Annotated in this window: 18 protein-coding genes and 1 pseudogene; 1 reads left to right on the plus strand and 18 read right to left on the minus strand. The window is 54.5% G+C overall.

Features of this window, described 5'->3' with window-relative positions:
* Nucleotides 1-106: 106 nt before the first annotated feature.
* Nucleotides 107-1,243: pseudogene (locus tag AC13DJ_RS10675) on the plus strand (IS3 family transposase).
* A 44-nt stretch (nt 1,244-1,287) separates the two neighbouring features.
* Here the strand turns inward: AC13DJ_RS10675 and AC13DJ_RS10680 are convergent.
* The 18 genes from AC13DJ_RS10680 to AC13DJ_RS10765 form a co-directional block, all read right to left on the minus strand.
* Nucleotides 1,288-2,067, minus strand: coding sequence for an acylneuraminate cytidylyltransferase family protein (locus AC13DJ_RS10680; RefSeq protein WP_482933724.1), 780 nt, complete (start codon nt 2,065-2,067; stop codon nt 1,288-1,290).
* Nucleotides 1,988-3,043 (minus strand): nucleotidyltransferase family protein, encoded by a 1,056-nt coding sequence (locus AC13DJ_RS10685; protein ID WP_482933725.1) that lies wholly within the window; start codon nt 3,041-3,043, stop codon nt 1,988-1,990. Before AC13DJ_RS10685 ends, AC13DJ_RS10680 begins: the two co-directional genes overlap by 80 nt.
* Before the next feature lie 18 nt (nt 3,044-3,061).
* The gene (neuC, locus tag AC13DJ_RS10690; protein ID WP_482933726.1) at nt 3,062-4,234 is read right to left on the minus strand and encodes a UDP-N-acetylglucosamine 2-epimerase; all 1,173 of its coding nucleotides are present in this window, start codon (nt 4,232-4,234) and stop codon (nt 3,062-3,064) included.
* Nucleotides 4,231-5,235 carry an N-acetylneuraminate synthase gene (gene neuB / locus AC13DJ_RS10695; protein WP_482933727.1) on the minus strand — a complete coding sequence of 335 codons (1,005 nt, stop codon included), beginning with the start codon at nt 5,233-5,235 and terminating at the stop codon, nt 4,231-4,233. The genes neuC and neuB overlap by 4 nt, the downstream gene beginning before the upstream one ends.
* A complete protein-coding gene (locus AC13DJ_RS10700) occupies nt 5,232-5,870 on the minus strand; it encodes a PglD-related sugar-binding protein (RefSeq protein WP_482933728.1) in 639 nt (212 codons plus the stop codon). The genes neuB and AC13DJ_RS10700 overlap by 4 nt, the downstream gene beginning before the upstream one ends.
* Nucleotides 5,867-7,015, minus strand: a complete 1,149-nt coding sequence (locus AC13DJ_RS10705) for a LegC family aminotransferase (protein WP_482933729.1) — start codon at nt 7,013-7,015, stop codon at nt 5,867-5,869. Before AC13DJ_RS10705 ends, AC13DJ_RS10700 begins: the two co-directional genes overlap by 4 nt.
* Before the next feature lie 7 nt (nt 7,016-7,022).
* On the minus strand, nt 7,023-8,213 hold the full coding sequence (locus AC13DJ_RS10710; protein WP_482933730.1) for a UDP-N-acetylglucosamine 4,6-dehydratase: 1,191 nt from the start codon (nt 8,211-8,213) through the stop codon (nt 7,023-7,025).
* 11 nt (nt 8,214-8,224) lie between these two features.
* A complete protein-coding gene (locus AC13DJ_RS10715; RefSeq protein WP_482933731.1) occupies nt 8,225-9,508 on the minus strand; it encodes a lipopolysaccharide biosynthesis protein in 1,284 nt (427 codons plus the stop codon).
* Between the two features lie 79 nt (nt 9,509-9,587).
* Nucleotides 9,588-10,670 carry a DegT/DnrJ/EryC1/StrS family aminotransferase gene (locus AC13DJ_RS10720; protein ID WP_482933732.1) on the minus strand — a complete coding sequence of 361 codons (1,083 nt, stop codon included), beginning with the start codon at nt 10,668-10,670 and terminating at the stop codon, nt 9,588-9,590.
* Between the two features lie 117 nt (nt 10,671-10,787).
* Nucleotides 10,788-11,363, minus strand: coding sequence for a UDP-2-acetamido-3-amino-2,3-dideoxy-D-glucuronate N-acetyltransferase (gene wbpD, locus AC13DJ_RS10725; RefSeq protein WP_482933733.1), 576 nt, complete (start codon nt 11,361-11,363; stop codon nt 10,788-10,790).
* A 175-nt stretch (nt 11,364-11,538) separates the two neighbouring features.
* Nucleotides 11,539-12,489: a Gfo/Idh/MocA family oxidoreductase gene (locus AC13DJ_RS10730; protein ID WP_482933734.1), complete on the minus strand. Its 951-nt coding sequence runs from the start codon at nt 12,487-12,489 to the stop codon at nt 11,539-11,541.
* Nucleotides 12,490-12,506: 17 nt separating this feature from the next.
* A complete protein-coding gene (gene wbpA, locus AC13DJ_RS10735; RefSeq protein WP_482933735.1) occupies nt 12,507-13,817 on the minus strand; it encodes a UDP-N-acetyl-D-glucosamine 6-dehydrogenase in 1,311 nt (436 codons plus the stop codon).
* A 360-nt stretch (nt 13,818-14,177) separates the two neighbouring features.
* Nucleotides 14,178-16,379 carry a polysaccharide biosynthesis tyrosine autokinase gene (locus AC13DJ_RS10740; RefSeq protein ID WP_482933736.1) on the minus strand — a complete coding sequence of 734 codons (2,202 nt, stop codon included), beginning with the start codon at nt 16,377-16,379 and terminating at the stop codon, nt 14,178-14,180.
* A 5-nt stretch (nt 16,380-16,384) separates the two neighbouring features.
* Entirely contained in the window at nt 16,385-16,828 is a 444-nt protein-coding gene (locus AC13DJ_RS10745; RefSeq protein WP_288370590.1) for a low molecular weight protein-tyrosine-phosphatase, read from the minus strand.
* Between the two features lie 11 nt (nt 16,829-16,839).
* Complete coding sequence (locus AC13DJ_RS10750) at nt 16,840-17,958, minus strand: polysaccharide export protein (RefSeq protein ID WP_482933737.1); 1,119 nt, start codon at nt 17,956-17,958, stop codon at nt 16,840-16,842.
* 28 nt (nt 17,959-17,986) lie between these two features.
* Entirely contained in the window at nt 17,987-19,483 is a 1,497-nt protein-coding gene (locus tag AC13DJ_RS10755; protein ID WP_482933738.1) for a capsule assembly Wzi family protein, read from the minus strand.
* A 482-nt stretch (nt 19,484-19,965) separates the two neighbouring features.
* On the minus strand, nt 19,966-20,445 hold the full coding sequence (rfaH, locus tag AC13DJ_RS10760; protein ID WP_199456744.1) for a transcription/translation regulatory transformer protein RfaH: 480 nt from the start codon (nt 20,443-20,445) through the stop codon (nt 19,966-19,968).
* 64 nt (nt 20,446-20,509) lie between these two features.
* Nucleotides 20,510-20,617: IS3 family transposase (locus AC13DJ_RS10765; RefSeq protein WP_482932797.1), on the minus strand; the 108-nt coding region annotated here is incomplete at its 5' end.

Genomic DNA, 20,617 nt, shown 5'->3' on the forward strand with positions numbered 1-20,617 from the left:
AAGTCGACTTTCTCATCAACATCAAAAGATCGCTTCCTAGGCATCAGAGATGCCCGCAAACTATCTGTAAGCAGCGAATGTCTATTCACGTCTACAGGTGTTGATGATGAGCGCAAAACGGTACTCCGAAGAATTCAAAATCGAGGCAGTGATACAGGTCACCGACAAGGGGTATAAGATGGCTGACGTATGCCGGAGGCTGCGGATCATCTTTGGCAGCCTGTACAAATGGATCAAGCTCTACGGCGATCCCGAAAGCCAGCACAAACAGATCAACGACCAGCAGGATCAGCTTCGCCAGCTGCGGACCAAGTTGCGCCGAGTGACGGAGGAGCTCGGCATATTAAAAAAGGCGGCGTTCGTTGGCAAGGAGCCCGAGGAAAGTATCGCTTCATCAGGGCTCACCAGAGGCAATTCCGAGTCCGGGCCATGTGCCGCTTACTCAAGGTCCATTTCAGTGGTTTTTATGCTTGGCTCCACACCCCGGAAAGTCCTCCTGCGAAAGCCAACCGCAGGCTTGTCGGATTGATCAAGCAGGCCTGGCTGGAGAGTGGCTGTGTTTACGGTTACCGGAACATCACCCTGGACCTGAAAGATCTTCGGAAGCAATGCAGTAAGAACCGAGTGCATCGCCTCATGCAGGTAGAGGGCATCCGCGCCCAGCGGGGGTACAAGAACCGCCACAAAGGCTAGTAAGACGGTAAGCCAATCCACGTGGCTCCCAACCATCTCAACAGGGAATTCGAACCCCGGCAACCCCAACCCAATTAGCGATAGGTGGCCGACATCACCTACCTCCGCAACCGGCAAGGTTGGTTGTATCTCGCGGTGGTTGTAAACCTGTTCTCAAGTCGTGTATTGACTGGTCCATGAAAACCACCCTGCAACGTAGCCTGGTGGTGGGCGCGCTGCTGGTGGCCGTTTGGCGACGGCGGCCGAAGGAAAAGGGCCCGGTCCACTCAGACCAAGGCTCACAATACGGGAGCGATGACTGGCACCGGTTCTGTCGCGCCCACAACTTGGACCCCAGCATGAGCCGGCGGGGTAATTGTTGAGATAACGCGGTGGCTGAGTCCTTTTTCAGCAACCTGAGGAATGAACACGTTTGGAAACGGATTTACAAAACCCTGACCTGGCCAAAGCAGATATGTTCGACTACATCGAAGTCTTTTATAACCGAGCCCGAAGTCATACCCACCTGGGTGGCGTCACCCCGGAGGCCTTTGAGATGGCCTCCGTTTGAGGCTGGGATATATCATGGGTATCGGAGGAAGTCCAAGAGTCTGTTCATTCTCCTGTTAAATCCCCAGCGAAAACCTCACAGATTCGAAAGTCATCCTTTTCATCAATATCAAAAGAGCGCGCCCTCGGCATCACGGAGGCCCTCAAACTATTTGTAAACAGCGAACAACTATTCAGCAAAAGATCCGTTCGAACAACGTAAACCGCTCCGTTCAATCGATACTCTTTTTGGTAATCCTGAGACCGTTTGCCAGATAAATCGACACCATTAAATCGGCCCTCACTCCCAACCACTCCAACCCAGGCGGTAGGGTGGTTAACTTCGCACACACTAACGACAGTATCCTTACAGCCTCCTCGCTCAAATATGTGCACCGCCTCCAAGACATCCCTGGATATGCGAAGTGGCGAAGTTGGTTGCAAAAGAACCAAAGCATCCGGCGCATGGCCCGCTTTCTGCTCAGATTCAACAGCCTCAATCAAAGTATCGACAGTCGTCGCTGTGTCAGTCGCGAGAGTTTCAGGACGTTTATGAGCAATTACACCTTGGTTCTTATAGCGATTAGCAATATTCAATATCTCTTCGTCATCACTCGTAACAAGAATCCGCGCCTTCAAGCCAGTCTGTAAAGCAGATTCAATCGTCCAACAAATCAAAGGCTTTCCAGCCAGTGGAAGCACGTTCTTCCGAGGGAGTCGTTTACTGCCGCCCCTCGCGGGGATCACTATGAGCAACTCGCCACAATCAGCCATTGACCGTGCCCTCCACTTCATTCTGGGCGCGCTGGAAGTCGTCCATCCGACCAATATCAAGCCAATACTCATGTATTGGGAACATATTCACGGGCTTTCCAGCATCGATCTGCTGCTCAAGCAACGTTGGCATATCAACTCTCATTCCATGCTTTACGCTCTTCACCAATTCCGGGTTGAGGAGGTAAATGCCGGCGTTCACAAAAAACTTGTGTACGGGCTTCTCAACCATGGACTTGATCTGTGCCCCTTCACTGGTGATCACGCCGTAAGGAACCTGGTGTTCATACTCACGAACACACATGGTGGCAACACTGTTGTGATTCTCGTGGAATTCCAGAAAACTATGAATGTTCAGCGAGGTGAGCAAATCACCATTCATCATGAATAGGGGCTGATCGATCTCATCATGCGGCAGAAGCCCCAGAGCACCACCGGTACCCAACGGTTCATCTTCGTGAATATAGGTTATCGACACCCCCCACTTTTCCCCATTGCCAAAGTAGTCTCGAATAACCTCTGGCATGTAATGAGTCGATATATAGAACCGATGAAAACCGGCATCCACAAAGTTCTGTAGAATTTGTTCCAAAATCGGCTTATCACCCACTTTTAACATGGGCTTTGGGCAATTGTTAGTCAACGGCCGCAAGCGGGTACCAAAACCACCTGCCATGAGAAATACCGGGTTGTCATGGCGATGCTTGTTGAGTAAGTCGTGCAGATTGGCGAGACCAACAATCTTTTGGTTACTGTCCACAAGTGGCAACTGCAGCACTTCGTACTGCTCCATCACGACCAGAATGCGGCTCTCCGTCCAGTCTTCTCCAGCTGTCTTTGGGTTGGCATTCATCACCTCGTGGACAGGCGTATCCAGCGGCAGATGCCGGAGTAGAGCCCGGCGAACATCGCCATCGGTCAGCGTACCCAGCAAAGTGCCCGCCTCATCAACGATCAGAGCAATACGCAATGCCGCTTTATCAAGCACTTCGATGGCCTGTTCCAGACTAGCATCACAGTTAACCAGGGCGTTACGCCATTGTTTCATCACGGATCCAACTTATTGTTACATTCCAGGAACTTGGAGATTGTAGAACGACTTTTTCAACAAACCATCAAGAGGTTGCTCTGCAAGAACCTTAACAATGGATTTACTCGCTCCACCATTACCATAAGGATTCGACACCACTTGCAGAGAATTCTTAAACTGAGGACTGTAGAGCTTATTGATCGCCCCCGAGATCGCAGCCTTCGAGGGCTCACAATCAATTACGCTCTTGGCTTTCAAGCGGCCTTTTTGGCGGTCGCCAATGTTCACCGTTCCAATTTGGAATGCTGGCGCCTCTAACAGGCCACTTGATGAGTTGCCAATAACGCCATCAACCTGTGCCAGGCAGGAAAAATAACGCAGCTGCCCAAGGGAACTGTATACGCTGGCGTTGTCTCGGCCATCCACAAATTCGCGGACCATGCGCGTCAACTCTCGCCCACCGGTATCCGCATTGGGCATGGTGAAAATCAGATGGGTATCGCCCAACTCGGCCACGGCATCGAGCAGCGCCTGCATTTGCTCAGTCGAGCTTCCCTTGCCTTCCAAAGTAACCGGGTGGAAGGTGATTAAGAGATTCTTATCTCCAAACCGAACATCCATGGATTCTTCCAGCGCTTCACGGTCGAGCAATCGGATGCGCTTGATGGCGTCTATACCCATTCCGCCAACGTTGAAGACTCGCTCGGGAGATTCTCCCAACTGGACAACCCGGTTCTTGTACTCTTCTGTGGCGACGAAGTGGAGGTGAGACATTTTGGTAATCGAATGCCGGATAGCCTCATCAAAAGCACCCTCTGTCGTTTCGCCACCGTGCAGGTGCGCTACAGGGACACCAGCAATCAACGCTGCCGAGGTGGCCGCAAATATTTCAAAGCGATCCCCCAACACAACAACCATGTCGGGCTGGAGGCGTTCATAAGTATCAGCGAACCCAATCACTCCCAGCCCCATGGACTTGGTGACAGCGGTATCGCTGTCCGCACTGAGCAGCATTTCGACTTTTGCGTCGATGGTAAATCCCGCACCCTCGATCTCTTGATACGTGGAGCCAAATTCTGGCGAAAGATGCATCCCGGTTACAGCTACCTGTAATTCAAGCCGGGCATGTTGCGCAATTTCATCCATTAGCCATCGCAAAAGGCCGAATTCCGCCCTTGTTCCCGTAACTACACAAATCTTGCGAGTCATAGCTCTATCAACTCGTCTGGAGCGAAATCACGCGGTGCCTGCCGGCCAATTACCTCATCCCACCGCATTGGAGAGATACCTGTCCCCGGCCTTTTAGCCATCAAATTCGCTTCAGTGAATGGCTCCCCTGCCTGGATCGGACACGCTGCCACCAGCGATTTTCGGGCAATGGGCTTATTCTTCAGCTCACTTGGCCCCGGGCGTTTAACGCCATCCCCCATTGCCTTTTCAATATTACGGATTCCTGAAACCATGGCTTTGAGCTCGTCAGGCTCCAAGCTGGCCCGATGATCCGGTCCCGGCAGGGATCGATCCAAGGTGAAGTGCTTTTCAATAACCGTTGCCCCGAGGGCAACAGCAGCAATCGGGACTTCGATGCCCGGGGTATGGTCTGAATAACCGACAGACACGCCGAAAGCCTTTCCCATATTCACCATGGCATTGAGATTCACTTCATCCATGGGGGTTGGGTACTCCGTAGTGCAGTGCAACACGGTTATCTTTTCGCGAGGAGTTCCTGCGTTTTCAATGGCTTCGATTGCAGCTTCAATTTCACCGAGCGCTGCCATCCCAGTTGAAAGAAGCACAGGCTTGCCATGCCGTGTCAAATATCGGAGATATGGTAAATTGGTAAGCTCGCCCGAAGGAATTTTCACAAAATCTAAAGCACCAATATTTTCGAGGAGATTGATGCTGTCTCTATCAAACGCCGTGGAAAAAAAACCAATACCCTGTTTTCTGCACTCACCAATCAGCTCAAGGTGATCCTCGCGTGTTAATTCAAGCTTTCGAATCATCTCCCGCTGGGATTCTTCAGGATCGGTCGTTCCTTTTTGATAGTCAGCTTTTGGTGCTGACTGAGAAACAATGTTTTCGGCGATAAACGTCTGAAACTTGACAAAATCCGCGCCCGCATCCGCTGCCACAGCAATTAACTGTTTTGCCAGTGCCATGTCGCCATTATGATTGACACCCGCCTCTGCTATTACCAACGTTTTCATTTCAACCTCTTAGCCGGCACTCCAGCGTATACAGTCTCGGGCTCGCAGTCTGCGATCACAACAGCGCCAGACCCCACCATGGCATTCCTACCAACCACTCGCTTTTCTATGTCATTTCCTTGATTAATCACTGCTCCGGCTCCGACCCAAGCCCCCTCTTCCAAGTGAACATTGCCTGAGATATTGGCTCCGGGAGCAACATGAACAAACGACTCGATAATGCAGTCGTGAGCAATGGTGGCATTCTGGTTAACGAGAACAAAATTGCCCATGGATATATTGCTGGTCAGGCGAGCGCCTGCCGCAATAATGACTCCCCGCCCTGTATCGACAACCTCTCTTTGTTTATAGCCGAAGGTCGCACTGGGATGAATCAGGTTAGAAAAGCGCAACATTTCCGAAAAACGTGAGGCAATTTTGTGCCGGATAATGTTGTCACCAATCCCGATCACAAAGCTGTGATGCGCGACTTTGTCAATTTCTGATTCAAGGATAACCTCGTCGACGCCAGACCACTTTTTAAGCTCCTGATCGTCCCGGGCAATATAAAATGGCTCAAGCCCAACGGCCCAGGCGACATCGCCAGCCTCCCGGGCCATACCAGAGGTTCCAAATATTCCAATGCGCTCCCTCATGAAGGCCTCGCCAGTACACTACTCGGCAAATTCACAACCCGCTCTTCCAACCACTCAGCGGTAGTCAAATCACCACGACGGCAACGTTGGTACATGGGGAGATGATTCATCAATGCCCAAATGGGGCGTGTCATCACGCCTTGACTGTTGGTGCAGTCCAACAGCTCATCCCGCTGTTTTTTGGCCTCACAGATAACACCATTCAACCAGTAGTTGGAACGACATTCAGGTGGCTCGGTAATAAATTGCAGTGAAGAGCCACTGAAGAATGCTTCATAACTACTGGCAAGCGCACGCTTCGCTTGAATGAACGCCTCCAGTTGCTCAAGTTGAGCGCAGCCCAGCGCCGCGTTCAGATTTGGCAAGCGGTAGTTGTACCCCAGCTCATCGTGAATGTATTCATAAGTGTGCGGCTTTTTGGCTGTGGTGGTGAGGTGCTTGGCTCTTGCTGCCGTTGCCTCACTCGCCAGAATCATCCCCCCGCCACCGGTGGTCATAATCTTGTTGCCATTGAAACTGAGCGTACCCGTGGCGCCGAAAGTACCTGTGTGCTGGCCTTTATAGAAGCTGCCCAGTGACTCTGCGGCGTCCTCTACCAGCGCAATGTTCCAGCGTTGGGTAACTTCACACAAGCCATCAAGATCCGCCGGGTGGCCAAAGGTATGCATAGGGACACACGCACGAATTGCTTTACCGTCCTCGCTAGCTCGGCACACGCCTTCTGCATCAACCTTAGCATTTTCTTCCAGCCAGGCTTCCAACGCCTTAGCAGACAACCCCAAAGTTCCTTGGTCCACATCAATAAACAAGGGCTCGGCGTTGCAGTAAGCGATGGCATTACAGGTGGCAACAAAGGTGAGCGGCTGAGTAATCACCAGGTCGCCCGCCTCTACTCCTGCAAGCTTCAAGGCAATGTGGAGGGCTGCAGTCCCATTTACCGTGGCGACGGCCTTGGGCGAGCCGGTATAACTGGCCATATCCTGCTCGAATCGGTCCACGTATCCACCCACGCTGGATACAAAAGTCGACTCTATGGTGTCGGCCACGTATTCCTTCTCGCGGCCGGGAAATACCGGGGCGTGAAGCGGAATGAATTCTGTTGTTTCGAAATAGTCTCTGACAAACCGAATCAGTTGGTCGCTCAAAGCTGCCTCACATTTTGCTGTCGAGATATTTGCCGGTTTCTTTGTGTCCGAAATCCGGAATCATGCGGTAGAACAGGTCAACCAGGTCCTGCTTGCTCCAGGCCAGGTTTGCCTTCATCACAGCAATCCGTTCTTCAAACTCCGCCAACAACTGCTCATTATAGTTGGCCTCGTTCTTGATAATGCCCAAGTTCTCGAAGCGATCCATATCCAGCGTTTCCTGGTCGGTGAAGAATTCTTCAAAGTCTTTCTCGCCGGTGGTATCGCTGGAGGTGAACAGGCATGGCCACTTTCCTTGCTCGGGGAGCGTTTTCGCCAGTTCCCGGGCCTCATCCTCATCATTGCACAGAACAGGCTCGTAGCCCTTCTCCGCCAGATATTTCACGGCGATATCAGCAAAGGAGATCAGGTGGAGCTTCTCGCTGAGTTTTGGGAAGAAAATGTCCCGGTTGTCGCCAAAAATGCAGGACATCAGGCACAGCTCGCCGGATTCTTTCGGAGTCACGAAGTAACGGCGAACATCGTTGGGCGCTACAATCGGCTGGCGCTTTTCCAGGCGCTGATTAAACCCGTGCAGCAAGGAGCCATCAGAGAAGGCCACGTTGGCAAACCGGGCGGTGGAAATGTCCATTTGCAGGCTTCTGCGCATGAGGAACATCTCCATAATCCGCTTGGAGGCGCCCATCATGTTTACCGGGTTTGCTGCCTTGTCGGTAGACACGCAAAAATATTTAGTTGCGCCAGCCTCTGCGGCTTGGCGAACGGTTTTGTCGGTGTTGAAAACGTTTACGTCCACCATGCGCATGAGCGTGTAAGGGTCCTTCTCGCTGCGCACGTGTTTGAGGGCGGAGAGGTTGAGGATGTAATCGTAGCCGCCGTCGGCCTTGAAAAAGGCGTCGTATTCGACCGATCCGATATCCAAAGCGAAGGTTTGGAAGTCCCCTGGGATGTAACCGAAGCTGCTTCGGATATCGCGGACCAGCTCTACCAGGTTGTTTTCGCTGATGTCGACTACGTGGAGTTTAGCGGGGTTGCGCTTGAAGATTTCTTTGGTGACGGCCTGGCCTATGGAGCCGGCTCCGCCTAGGACCAGGAAGCGGGAGGAACTAACGATCTCGGTTAGTTTTGCTTCGCTGTTTTGGATATCGGCCGAAAAAAGTTCTTTATCTCTGCCGATCAGTTGTAAAACCGAGTTCATTTTTATTTCCATCAAAATTTGAATGAAAACCAAGGCATCGCATGTCTTCTTTGTGCGACCCACCAAGAGAGAAGAAAGCGGAGAGCCATCGATGCGCAGAAGGCGTAAGCTGCCCCTTGTATGCCAAGATAGCGAACTAAAATGATTAAAAGGCCCAGATTGATAACGCCTGCGGTTATACTCGCTACAGACAAAAGCCCTGTGCGCTTTGAGAAAAATATGAAATTAGTGACCATCAGGTACATACCATTAAACACCTGACCTAGAACTAACCAACCAATAACTTCACCCGCTTTCGCGTACTGATCGCCAGCCACAAAAACAATTAACCAAGGCCCCACTATGAACGAGAGAGCAGCTCCCGCCAGAATGAAAACAAACCAAGCATAGGTGTAGCGTACTATCTGCTGCTTTTCGTCTTCGTTATCACGCTTTAGCCTTTCGAAAAGCCACGGGACGTAGGCCTTGTTCACCGCGTCAAAAACCAGAGACAGAGCCATGCCAAACTGCACGGCCACCATGTAGATTCCAGCCTGAGCCAAGCCAAGCTCTGAGTTGATCACAAAACGGTCAACGGTCGTTAAAAGGAACATACCGCCGACGTGTGGGATCAGCGGGACACCGAATTTCAAGGCCTCTTTTACGTAGTCAGGGCGCCAGATTGTGAACTTTAACAGGTTGTCTCGTTTTAACAGCCACAATGCAAGCACAGCGAATATGGCTACAGCCACGCCCTGCCCCACAATTCGACCGTCAGATCCCTGCAAAAAGACCACAACTAACGCTAACGATAACCCTACATTTAGCAAACTTATGGAGACTTGGAGCGCTCCATAAGATTTGGCTTTTTTGCGTACCTGCCACTGCCCCAACCTAATTTGAGCAATTACATTGCCGGCGGTTACCAGAGCCGCTAACAGGACCCATTTCTGATCCAGGCCTAACCATTGAGAAAACTGGCCTTGAAACGTGAGCAGCACAGCAGTGGTAAGCGCTGTAGTTATTGCAAGGATCTGTAGACAAGAGCCGATGAACTCTTTTAAATCGCTTTCCCCCAGATTCCCGTCGTAGAATTTTCGGCCTGCCGCGCCATGTAGACTAAGGCCGATAAACGCCATCAGTGCCCCTAACAGGGTTTGGAACATTGCCACTTCGCCGTACTCTTCCGGGGTTAGATATCGCGTCAGTACCGGAAGCAATGCGAAAGGGATGGCGGCGTTCAGAACATTCGAGAAAAGATAGACAGCAGACCCGGCCAGGAATGTGCTGCCTTTTAATTTAACTAACACGCCCACCCCAATTCCGCGTTTAGACTAGAAACTCTTTTAAAAACGTCGCATTCGTCTATGGGCAAGGTAGGAACAATTTCCTCGTTCATTTTTGAATCAACAACTGGGCCAGGCCTGACTGATCATCTACCGTAATATAAGGATGCATCGCCAAACTCATCACGCGCTCAGCCGCTTCATCACCCACCGGCAACTTAGCTGAATCATCCTTCACTGCAGGCTGCTTGTTCAGCGGTATGGGGTAATGCACCGCTGTGGGAATATCTGCTTCTTTAAGCCTCGCCTGTACTTCTTCACGGTCGTCTACCTGAATGGTGTACTGTGCCCAGGCGGAAGTGTTGTGGTCTTCAATAACTGGCGTGGTGTTAATCCCAGCTTCGTTCAACAGGCGAGTATAGTTCCGGGCAACCCGGTTACGTAGCTCAATTTCTTCGCCCAGCAGCTCCAGCTTTGGCAACAGAATGGCTGCTTGCAGGGTATCCAGTCGGCTGTTTACCCCCACGCGCAGGTGATGGTACCGCCTGTCCTGCCCATGGCGGGCAATCTGGCGCAGTACGGTGGCGAGTTCTTCATCGTTGGTGAATATGGCACCGCCGTCGCCGTAGCAGCCAAGGGGCTTGCTGGGGAAGAAGCTCGTACAACCAATGGTGGTGAGGTTGCAGGATTTTTTGCCTTTATAGCTGGCACCGAAGCTTTGGGCGCCATCTTCAATCACCGGAATTCCGTGCTTTTGGGCAATGGCGTTAATGGTGTCGAAGTCTGCGCACTGGCCGTAGAGGGACACGGGGATAATGGCTTTAGTACGGGGGGTAATCGCCGCTTCCAGCAAGGCCGGGTTCATGTTGTAGGTTTTCGGGTCTATGTCTACATAAACCGGTTTAGCGCCCAGCACAGCAGGAGTTTCAGCCGTAGCAATATAGCTGAAGCCGGGTACGATCACTTCGTCGCCGGGGCCTACGCCTACGGCCATCTGGGCAATTTGCAAGGCGTCTGTGCCGTTGCCGCAGGTGATGCAGTACTTCGCGCCGGTGTAGGCAGCGAGTTTTTCTTCCAGCTCAGTCACTTCCGGGCCCAGGATGTATTTGCCGTGGGCTAGGACTTTCTGGATGTTTGCGTCGATTTTGTCTTTGATTCTGGCTTGTTGTGCTGCCAAGTCTATGAACTGCATGTTTTAAGAGCCTTTTTTGCCACGGAATCCACGGAAGAACACTGAAAGAAAAAGATTAAAAGATATTCTTAGCCACTAAAACCACGAAAAAACACGAACAAAGAACAAGAAGAAAGATTATTTCTTTGTGACTTTTTTGCCTTGGAGTATGTATTTAGCGCCGGTGTGCTCACACTTGGTTTCGGCTTCACCAATTAGGGGCAAGTCCAACTGTTCGCCGAATTCGCTCATCCAGCCGATTTGTTTGGCGGGCACGCCTACCATGAGGGCGTAGGCTGGTACATCTTTGTTAACCACTGCGCCGGCGCCCACGAAGGCGTATTCGCCGATGGTTACGCCGCATACCAGGGTACAGTTAGCGCCCAGGGAGGCACCTTTTTTCACCAAGGTATCTATGTACTCGTCTTTGCGCTCGATGAGTGAGCGGGGGTTGTAGACGTTGGTGAACACCATGCTGGGGCCGCAGAACACGCCTTCTTCGAGGTGTACGTTGTCGTACACGGAGACGTTATTCTGGATTTTGCAGTTGTCGCCGATGGTGACTTTGTTACCTACGAATACACCTTGGCCCATGGAGACGTTTTTGCCGATTTTGGCGCCGCCGCATACGTGCACGAAGTGCCATACGCGGGAGCCTTCGCCGATCTGGGCGCCTTCGTCTACGATTGCACTTGGGTGGATTTTTACGGGCATAAAAACTCCTTTTTTGCCACGGAAACCACGGAAGAACACGGAAAGGAAAAACACTAATTGTTTAGCCACTAAATCCACTAAAGAACACGAAAAAATGACTTACTGATATTTTCGTGGGTTTTGTGGATTTCCTGGCAGATCTTTCTTCTTTCCGTGTATTCAGTGGATTTCGTGGCTATTTAATTAATTTTGCCAGGAATGGATGCGCTTCGCCTTCCGCCGGGGTTTCGGGTTTGGCGGTGCGGATGTGGTGCACGGTTTCCACGCAGTGGCGTGCGTCTTCGATGCCGTAGCCTCGGCCGGCGAGGATTTCCTGGTAGCTGATGGTGTGCAGGTCTGTGAAGCCTTTGGAGAATTCCACCTGTTCTCCGTCGCAGCTGATGTTTCGGAAGGTGGTTTGTTTGCCCTTCACTTCTTCCGGCAGGTCGTTGGCGTCGATGGAGAGGAACCAGGGTACGCGGGCTTTTTCGTATTCCAGGTAACCGGCCGCTTTGTAGTCGTCCGCGTAGTGCAGCACGTTCTTCTGCAGATTGCCGAAGATGAAGTGCAGCATGTCGAAGAAGTGAACGCCGATGTTGGTGGCCACGCCGAAGGATTTACGCGGGTCGCCTTTCCAGCTCTCCATGTACCACTTGCCGCGTGACGTGATGTAGGTAAGGTCTACCTGGTGCTTGCCATCTTTCTGCTCGTTAGCGACTTTTTCTTTCAGTTCCTGAATGGCCTGGTGGTGGCGTAGCTGGAGGATGTTGTAAACGCGCTGGCCGGTTTCTTTTTCGACCTTGGCGAGTTCATCCAACATAGCTGGCGTGGGCACCAGGGGCTTTTCGCAGATGACGTCACACCCCAAACGCAGGCCGGCGGCAATGTGCGGGTGGTGCAGGTAGTTGGGTGAGCAGACGGCTACGTAGTCCAGCGCGGTTTCCGGGTTGCGCTTGAGCTGCCAGGCGTGTTCCTGGAAGCGTTCGAACTCGGTGAAGAACTCGCTGTTGGGCGAGATGCTGTCGATGATGCCAACGGAGTCGTTCGTGTCATAGGCCACGCTCAAGTGATTCCCGGTTTCATTGATGGCTTTCATGTGGCGCGGGGCGATGTAGCCGGCAGCGCCGATGAGTGCGAAGTTTTTCATGGTTCTGAATCCTGTACTTACGCTTTGACGATGTGGGCGGCCGGTGCGCGGTATTTGCCGCGGCTGTCGATGATGAGCTTGGCGTTTTGTTTGATCAGCTCGTAATCGAAGCGGTCGTGGTCGGTGGCAAGAACTACAGCGTCAAAGCTGGCGAGGTTTTCGGCCGTTAACGGCTCGCTAGACAGGCTGAAGCTATGCTCGCGCATTTTCGGGAATTTGGGTACATGGGGGTCTGAATAGGCCACGTTTGCGCCTTTGGCTTCGATCATTTCCATGATTTCCACCGAGGGTGATTCTCGCATGTCGTCCACGTTTTTCTTGTAGGCGATGCCCAGTACCAGTACACGGCTGCTCTTCAAGGCCTTCCCGGCATCGTTCAGACCGTCCATGAGTTTGCCAACCACGTATTCCGGCATGCCACGGTTTACTTCGCCGGAGAGCTCGATAAAGCGCGTGTGCAGGCCGTATTCGCGGGCTTTCCAAGTGAGGTAGAACGGGTCAATGGGAATGCAGTGGCCGCCCAGCCCTGGTCCTGGGTAGTAGGCAGTGAAACCGAAGGGTTTGGTTTTGGCGGCGTCGACCACTTCGAAGATGTCGATGCCCATGCGATCGGCTACAACTTTCATTTCATTGACCAGGCCAATGTTGACCGCGCGATGGATGTTTTCCAACAGTTTGGTCATTTCTGCGGCTTTGGTGGAGCTGACAGCAACCACCTGATCGATTGCCGGCTCATACAGTGCCACGCCCACATCCAGGCAGGCCGGGGTGTGGCCACCCACTACTTTGGGGATGGTGCGGGTTTCAAAATCCGGGTTGCCGGGGTCTTCGCGTTCGGGTGAGTAAACCAGGAAAAGGTCCTCACCCACTTTCAGGCCGCCCTCTTCTGCCCTTGGCAACAACTCTTCTTCAGTGGTGCCCGGGTAGGTGGTGCTTTCCAGCGAGATCACCTGGCCCTTGCGCAAATGGGGCATGAGCGCGTCCATCGTCTTGGTGACGTAGGTGATGTCTGGCTCGCGGTATTTGTTCAGGGGTGTAGGCACACACAGAATCAGCGCATCGCAATCGCTGGCGCGGGCAAAATCGGTGGTGGCTTCAAAGCCGCTGTCCCGAGCCTTAGCAATACTTTCGGAGTTGATGTGCTCGATGTAGCTTTTACCGGCATTCAAGGATTCAACTTTGTCGGTATCGATATCAATGCCCACGACTTTGTAACCGATAGCGGTGTAACGAAGCATGAGCGGCAGACCTACATAGCCGAGACCTGCGATACCGATGATGGCTTCTTTGTTTTTGAGCTTTGAGAGAGTGGTTTCCAGGGTGGTCATGGGGTTCTCTGTGTTTTGGTTTCGAGTTTGTTGCTGATATCTGAGAGTCGTTGCCGGCACTTGGGTGCATGGCACTGGAGTGATGCAGGGCCGCTCGCCGGTGACTTAATTTTCAAATTTGAAAAAGGGTATTCCAGTACTGGAAACTGAAAATCGGCCAAAATTGGGGACTTTCCGTGGAAATAGCTTTTACATTGCTGGAAATGGGCTACTGGAGTTTCCAAAGCTGGAAATAGGTTTTAGTGCTGATTCTCTGAGAAAGCTTGGAAACTCTGTTTCCGACGTTGGAAATTCGAAAAGCTAACTCATTGATTATATTGTCCCCTTGAAAACTGATAAGGGCCCCTTATCAGCTAGGCCCTACTTCGCAGACTTGTAGGCGTAGTTGTAGTAACCGTAGCCGCCATAGCCGTAGTTGGAGGCTTTCTTCTCAACGGCGTTAAAAATCACTCCCTTCACCTCAATGCCATTCTGCTCAAGCCGCCGCTTGGTCAGTTCCAGCTCTTTCGCCGGGTTAGCCCCAAACCGTGCTACCAGCATGGTGGTGCCGGCGTGTTTGCCTACGATAGCCGGATCTGTCACGGCCAGGATGGGCGGGGTATCCACAATCACCAGGTCGTAGTTTTCGCTGGCTTGTTTCAGGAACTCGTCAAAGCGTTTGCTCATCAGCAGTTCAGACGGGTTGGGCGGCACGGTGCCACGGCTGATGAAGTCCAGGCCTTCTACGCCGCTGTGTTCGGTGGCTTCTTCTACTGTTACTTTGCCGGCCAAAAGGTCCGACAGGCCTTTGTGGTTGCTTACGCCGAACACATCGTGGGAGAAGCCGCGGCGCAGGTCAGCATCTACCAGCAGTACCCGTTGGTTGGCCATGGCCATGACGGCGGCCAGGTTGACGGAGACAAAGGTTTTGCCCACGCCAGGGCTGGGGCCGGAGATCATCAGGATGTTGTTGCGGGCGTCCATCATGCCGAAGTGCAGGCTGGTGCGCAGGCTGCGCAGGCTTTCTACGGCCAGGTCGGCGGGGTTTTCCAGGGCCAGCACTCCGGCGGTGAGTTCTTTGCGGCTCCGTTTCTTTTTGGCCATCTGTTCCTGGGTGCCAGACAGCGGCACGGTGGCGTATACCGGCAGGCCGAGCTTTTCGATGTCGTCCGGGTTCTCGATGCCGCGGTTCAGCATGGCCCGTACCAGTACGATGCCGGTGCCGATCATGCCCCCCAGCAGCAGGGCTACGGCGGCGATCAGGGCGCGCTTGGGTTTTACCGGGGCCTGGGTGTTTACAACGGCGTCGTCCACTACCCGTACGTTGCCTACGGTGCCGGCGCGGGCGATGTCCAGTTGCTGGATGTTAGAGAGCATTTGCAGGTAGATTTTGTTGCCGACTTCCACATCACGGCGCAGGCGTACCAGTTCTTGCTGGGTTTCTGGCAGGCGGCCGATGCGGGCGTCCAGTTCGGCGCGGCGGCCTTTGAGTTCCGCCATTTGCGAGGCCCAGGCCCGGTAGCGCGGGTGGGTGGGCTGAAAGCGTTGTTCAATTTCGGCGCGCTGGAATTCCAGCTGAGAGATCTGGGCTTCCAGGTTGACGATCTGCTCCAGCACTGCCGAGGCTTCGGCGCTGATGTCGATGGTTTCTTCCTGCACCTGGTAGTTATTGAACTTCTCTTCGGCGGCTTCCAGTTCCTGCTTTACTTCCGGCAGGGTTCTTCGCAGGAATTCCAGGGACTGGGCGGCTTCGGCGCTGGCCCGTTCTACGTTCTGTCGGACGTAGTTCTGGCCCACTTCGGCCAGCACCTGTTCGGCCATAGCGGGGTTGGTGTGTTCGTAGGCCAGCTCGATGATGCCGGAGCCTTTGCCTTTTTCGCTAGCGGATACGCCCCTTTGCAGGTCCATGGTGGCGGCGTATTGGCTGCGTTTGCTTACGTTGAAGCGGGTGCCGGGGCGGGCAATGAGTTCGGCAACCATCAGGCCGTAGCCGTTGGCGTCTGCCGGGGTGTCGGTTTGGCCTTCCAGTACCAGCTCTTCGTCTTCGTTAAACAGCTGCCAGCTGTTGTTGCTGCCGGCTACCAGTGTGAAGGCGCCGGACCCGCCCGGTACGTCCATGCGGGTGATGGTGAGTTTTTCACCGCCCCAGGCGTAGCCTTCGCCCCATTTGGGTTCGGCCAGTTCGCCGGGTTGGCCACCGAAGCGGCGGGCCAGGGTGGCGCCTACTACGGGGAAATAATCCGGGCTGGTGACGATGTCCAGGTTCAGGTTGTCGACGACCTGGCCCAGTACCCGACGGCTTTTGATCAGTTGGATTTCAGTGCTGGCGTTGGAGGTGGTTTCCAGCAGGCCGCCCAGGTCTTCCATGCCCGGCAGGCCGCCTGTTTTCTCTTCTACCTGGATCAGGGCGTTGGCGCGGTATACCGGCGGTTGGATCAGGGCGTAGAACACGCCGATGGCGGTGAACACTACGGTTACGGCGGCAATCAGCCATTTGCCGTCCCACAGGGTGCCGATCAGGGCCAGCAGGTCTATTTCGTCGTCTTGCGGGGTTGCGATGCTGGTTGTTGTGTTGTCTGTCATGTAATTCAGTTACCCAGGTATTTGAGCCAGCTGTCGCAGGCTTGGTCGATCAGTTTGTAGGCGTGTTCGAAAGCGGGGCGCTGTTGCCGGTAGGGGTCTGGTACCGGCTGGTTGTTCTGCCATTTGCCCAGCAAAAAAGCGCGGCCGCGGATTTGCGGGGCGATTTCGTGCAGGCGCTTCAGGTGGCCGTCTTCCATGGCCAGTATCAGGTCTGCCCTGGCCAGCATCTCTTGTGTTACTTGCCGGGCCCGGTGGGGGCTTGCGTCTATGCCCTGCTCTTGCAGCAGCTCCTGCGCGGTGGCGTCGGCCGGTTTGTCCACCAGCGCGCCGATGCCGGCGGAATGGACCTGTTTGCCGCTATCGGCCGGCAGCCTGGCTTTGAGCAGGTACTCGGCCATGGGGCTGCGGCAGATGTTGCCTACGCATACAACAAGGATATTGTTAAACATGGTTGTTGCAGTTAGTAGACCATTTCACGTTGGGTGATGGAGCCGTAGTACAAGGTCTGTATGCTTGGCAGAATCTGTGCGATCAAGCGGTTCCAGCGAGCGATGGGCGCGGCGGTTACGTACACGATGTCCCGCGCTTGCAGGGTGAACTGGTCGGCCAGCACCAGGGCGGTGGCGTTGCGGGCGTGCAGTTGGTACACGTCGGCAATTTTGTCGCTACCTTCAGCGGCCTGGCGCAGCACGAAGATGCCGCTGGCATCGGCGGTGGCCTGGGCAAATCCGCCTGCGTCGGTCAGGGCCTCGGCCAGGGTGATATCGGAGCGGCCAATGTTCAGGCTGGTCGGCTTGGCGACTTCACCCAGCACAAAGATTTTGGCGGCGTCGTTACGGGCTACGTGGATGATGTCGTTGGGGCGCAGCAGGATGTTTTCCCGGGTGTCGCCCTGGCGGTACAGGTCCCGCAGGGAGTAGCGTTTGGTTTCGCCGTTGCGGGTGAGGGTTACTTTGGTCCAGTCGGCCGTATCGGTCAGGCCACCGGCGTTGCTGACAGCTTCCAGCAGGGTGAGCGGTACGTTGGTGATGGGCTGGGTGCCGGGCTGTTTCAGTTCGCCTGTCATGTACACGCGCTTTGAGCGGAACGAGGCCACGGTTACGTCTACCTGTGGCGAGGCGATGTATTTGGTGAGTTCTTCGCGCAGGATGTCGCGGATTTCGGTCACTTTCAAACCGGCGACTTTGATCTCGCCCACGTAGGGGTAAAAGATGGTGCCGTCGCTGTGCACCCAGTTGCCGGCTTCAGACGGGCTGCGGTCTGATCCGGCGGGAATAGTGAGTTCCGGGTGGTCCCATACGGTGATGCTGAGTATGTCGCCGCGGTTTACGGTGTAGTCGTAATCCTGGATTTCCAGTTCCAGCTGGTGGTTGAACACCGGCGTAGTTTCCGGCTTTGCCATTTGTTCCTGGAGCAGTTTGGGGGTGATGGTGTGAATGTTAACCATCTCTTCCAGGTCTGCAGGCTGATTGTCGTCGCTGGCTTTCCAGCCGGAGCTGCCAGAGGGTATATGGGCGCCGGGAATCATGGCGCAACCGCCAAGGCTAAGTACCATTACCAGTGTGATTAACGATTTCATCCGGTGCGAGGTTTCCATTTCAGGTGCGTTAGAATCGGTAGGTCCAGCTGGCGCTTGCAGACCACTGGTCTTGCTCGCCGGTTACGAGTTCGATCTTTTTGTCGGTTGCCTGTGCGCTCAGGGCCAGGCGGCCTTGCAGGAACGGGGCGCTGTAGCCCAGGTTCAGGATGCCGGTTTTCTGGCGATTGGCCGGGATAAAGTACTGACTATCCTTGTCCGGCGTGGATGCACGCGCGCGGCCATCTGCGTTGAGTTCGGCGTAACTGAGTGACGCAGAGAGGTTGGTGCCGTTATCGAAGAACTGCCAGGCGCCCAGGGTGACAGCTTCCGCATCGCTTTCAAAGCTGCTGGCCATGTTGCGGCCATAGTGGCGGTAGCCGGTATTGTAGATGCTGTGCTCGTAGGTGACGTTGGGCATGGCATCGCCAAGAAAATCGTCTGCCGTGGTGTTGGTGTATTCCAGGAACCACTGCTGGTCTGTGTTGAACAGACCGGTGGTCCAGTCTGTACCCAGCAGCCAGGATTTGCGGGCGGGGAAGGCGCCGGCTTCGTCTTCGCCCATCATCTGGGCGTACAGGCCCATGGACTGGTTGCCCAATGCGAAGCCGTAGCGGGCGTCTACGCTGGCCAGCTGGTTGCCCGGTTCTTTATCAGGGCCGAGCTGGCCGTTGTCTTTACCAATGAGGGCATTCCAGAGTGTGGAAGAGTCTTCCGGGCGCCCTTCTCCACCAAACTGAATGGCGCGGGACAGGCCGATATCCAGGCCTTGCACAGGCCGGAAGGTGAAGCGCATGCCGATGAGCTTGGCGTTATCGATGGTGCGCTTGTCCTGGTACTGGCCGGCGAACACGGTAAGGTTCCAGGGGCCGATCCAGCTGAGCCATTTGGAGCCTGGCGCCAGGTCCCGCTTGCGGTTGAGCCATACGGCGGGCATGGGCCGGGCGTTGTTGGAGAGAATCAGGCTGGACTGCCAGCCCGGGCCCCACCAGCGCTCGATGGCGCCAGCGCCCAATACCCAGTTGCCAAGTGTACCGGCCAGGTAGCTGCCGTCGTAGCGGTATTGTTCGTCGTCTGTGGGGTTAGCCACCACGGTGGGTGACAGGCCGATGGCAAAGTGTTCGCCCTGCCATTGCCAGTCCAGTGTGGCCTGACCTTCTTCCTGCCGCGCATTGCCGAAGCCTTGTACCAGGGGCTGCTCGGTACTGCCTGCCAGGGTGAGTTCAGTTTTGGTGCCAGAACGGAACTGTGCCTGCTGTTCGGCATTCAGATAGGCCATAGCGCCTGCGGTGGCAGTTGGGTCTGAGGTAACGCTGGGGTTGATGTCTCGCGCCACCGTGCTCCACATCACCGGCCAGGTGGATACCGTGCGGTCGAAATGGCCGCGGTCTGCCAGCTTCTGCAGGGCAAAACGCGCGCGGCTGTCGCCGGGTTCAATCCAGGGGGCTGCGTGGGTAGTTGCGGTGTAAGAAAGCGCCGTCAGGCACGCTACCGCCCCACCGACCAGGGTCCAGTGTTTTGAGGGCATACGAAGGCTTGTTCAACGTTTGGACAAGAGGGCAGCGGCTGTGCCGGAGGGAGGATTTCCCAACTGACTCCTTGTCAGGGTTATGAGGAATTACTCGAAAACCGGCGCGATTGTACGGGTTCCGGTGTTACAAGCAAGTGACACCTTTGGCCAATTATCCAAAATCAAGGACTTACACCTCAAAAACAATGTAAAAAATTGCAAACTGGAATCTGCGAAGGAATCTGACAAAGGGGTCTGACCCTACGGGTCAGACTCCCTGCCTACTCCGTGCTCCGCGCCTACTCCCTGCCTACACCAAATGCACCAGGGACCTGACCCGGAGTTTCAGAAGGGAGGGGTCAGGCCACGTAGGGCCCGACCCCTGAGTAGCCCGCAAGCTAGGTGCTACTTACCCTGCAGGCTACAAAGGGGTCTGACAAAGGGGTCTGACCCTACGGGTCAGACTCCCTGCCTACTCCAGAGCCAGCGCCCATCACCACCTAAGCCCGAATCGCCGAAACCGGCACACTAACCCGCTGCTGCTTCTGCATAAACGAAATCAACACAATCGCCCGCTCTTCCCCATCATAAGCCTGAAAAATAGCCCCGATGCCCTTAAACGGCCCATCATCCAGCTCCACCGCCTGCCCCGGCTTGATACCACCCTGCTCCGCCACCTTATCCATGCTGGCCTTGATGTGATCAATCACCTCATCCGCAATCGCCGCCGGCTTATTGGCAAAACTCACCACCCGAATCACCCCCCGGGTAGACCGCAGCTTCGCCCACATAGGGTTCGTCTGCTCCAGGTTCACAAACACATACCCCGGAAACAACGGCTCCAGCCGCTTCGCCCGCTTGCCGCCCTTCACCCTCTCCACCTCAATCTTCGGGTAGAAACAGGCAACATCCTGGTTCTGCAAATGCTGAACCGCCCGATCGCCCTGCGCAGGCTTATGTTGTAACGCGTACCAGGTCATCCCATTCCCCAATCCGGGGTCAGACCCCCGATATGAAGTGACCCCTAAAACTTGGACAGTTTAATCAGGCTGCAGCGGCAGCCTGCTCTCTGTACTCCACCGGAGTCAGGCCATTGAGTGTCAGCCGGATCCGGTGGTGGTTATAGTAGTCAATGTACTGCTCAATACCGTG

The organism is Marinobacter sp. L-46 (assembly GCF_056859535.1).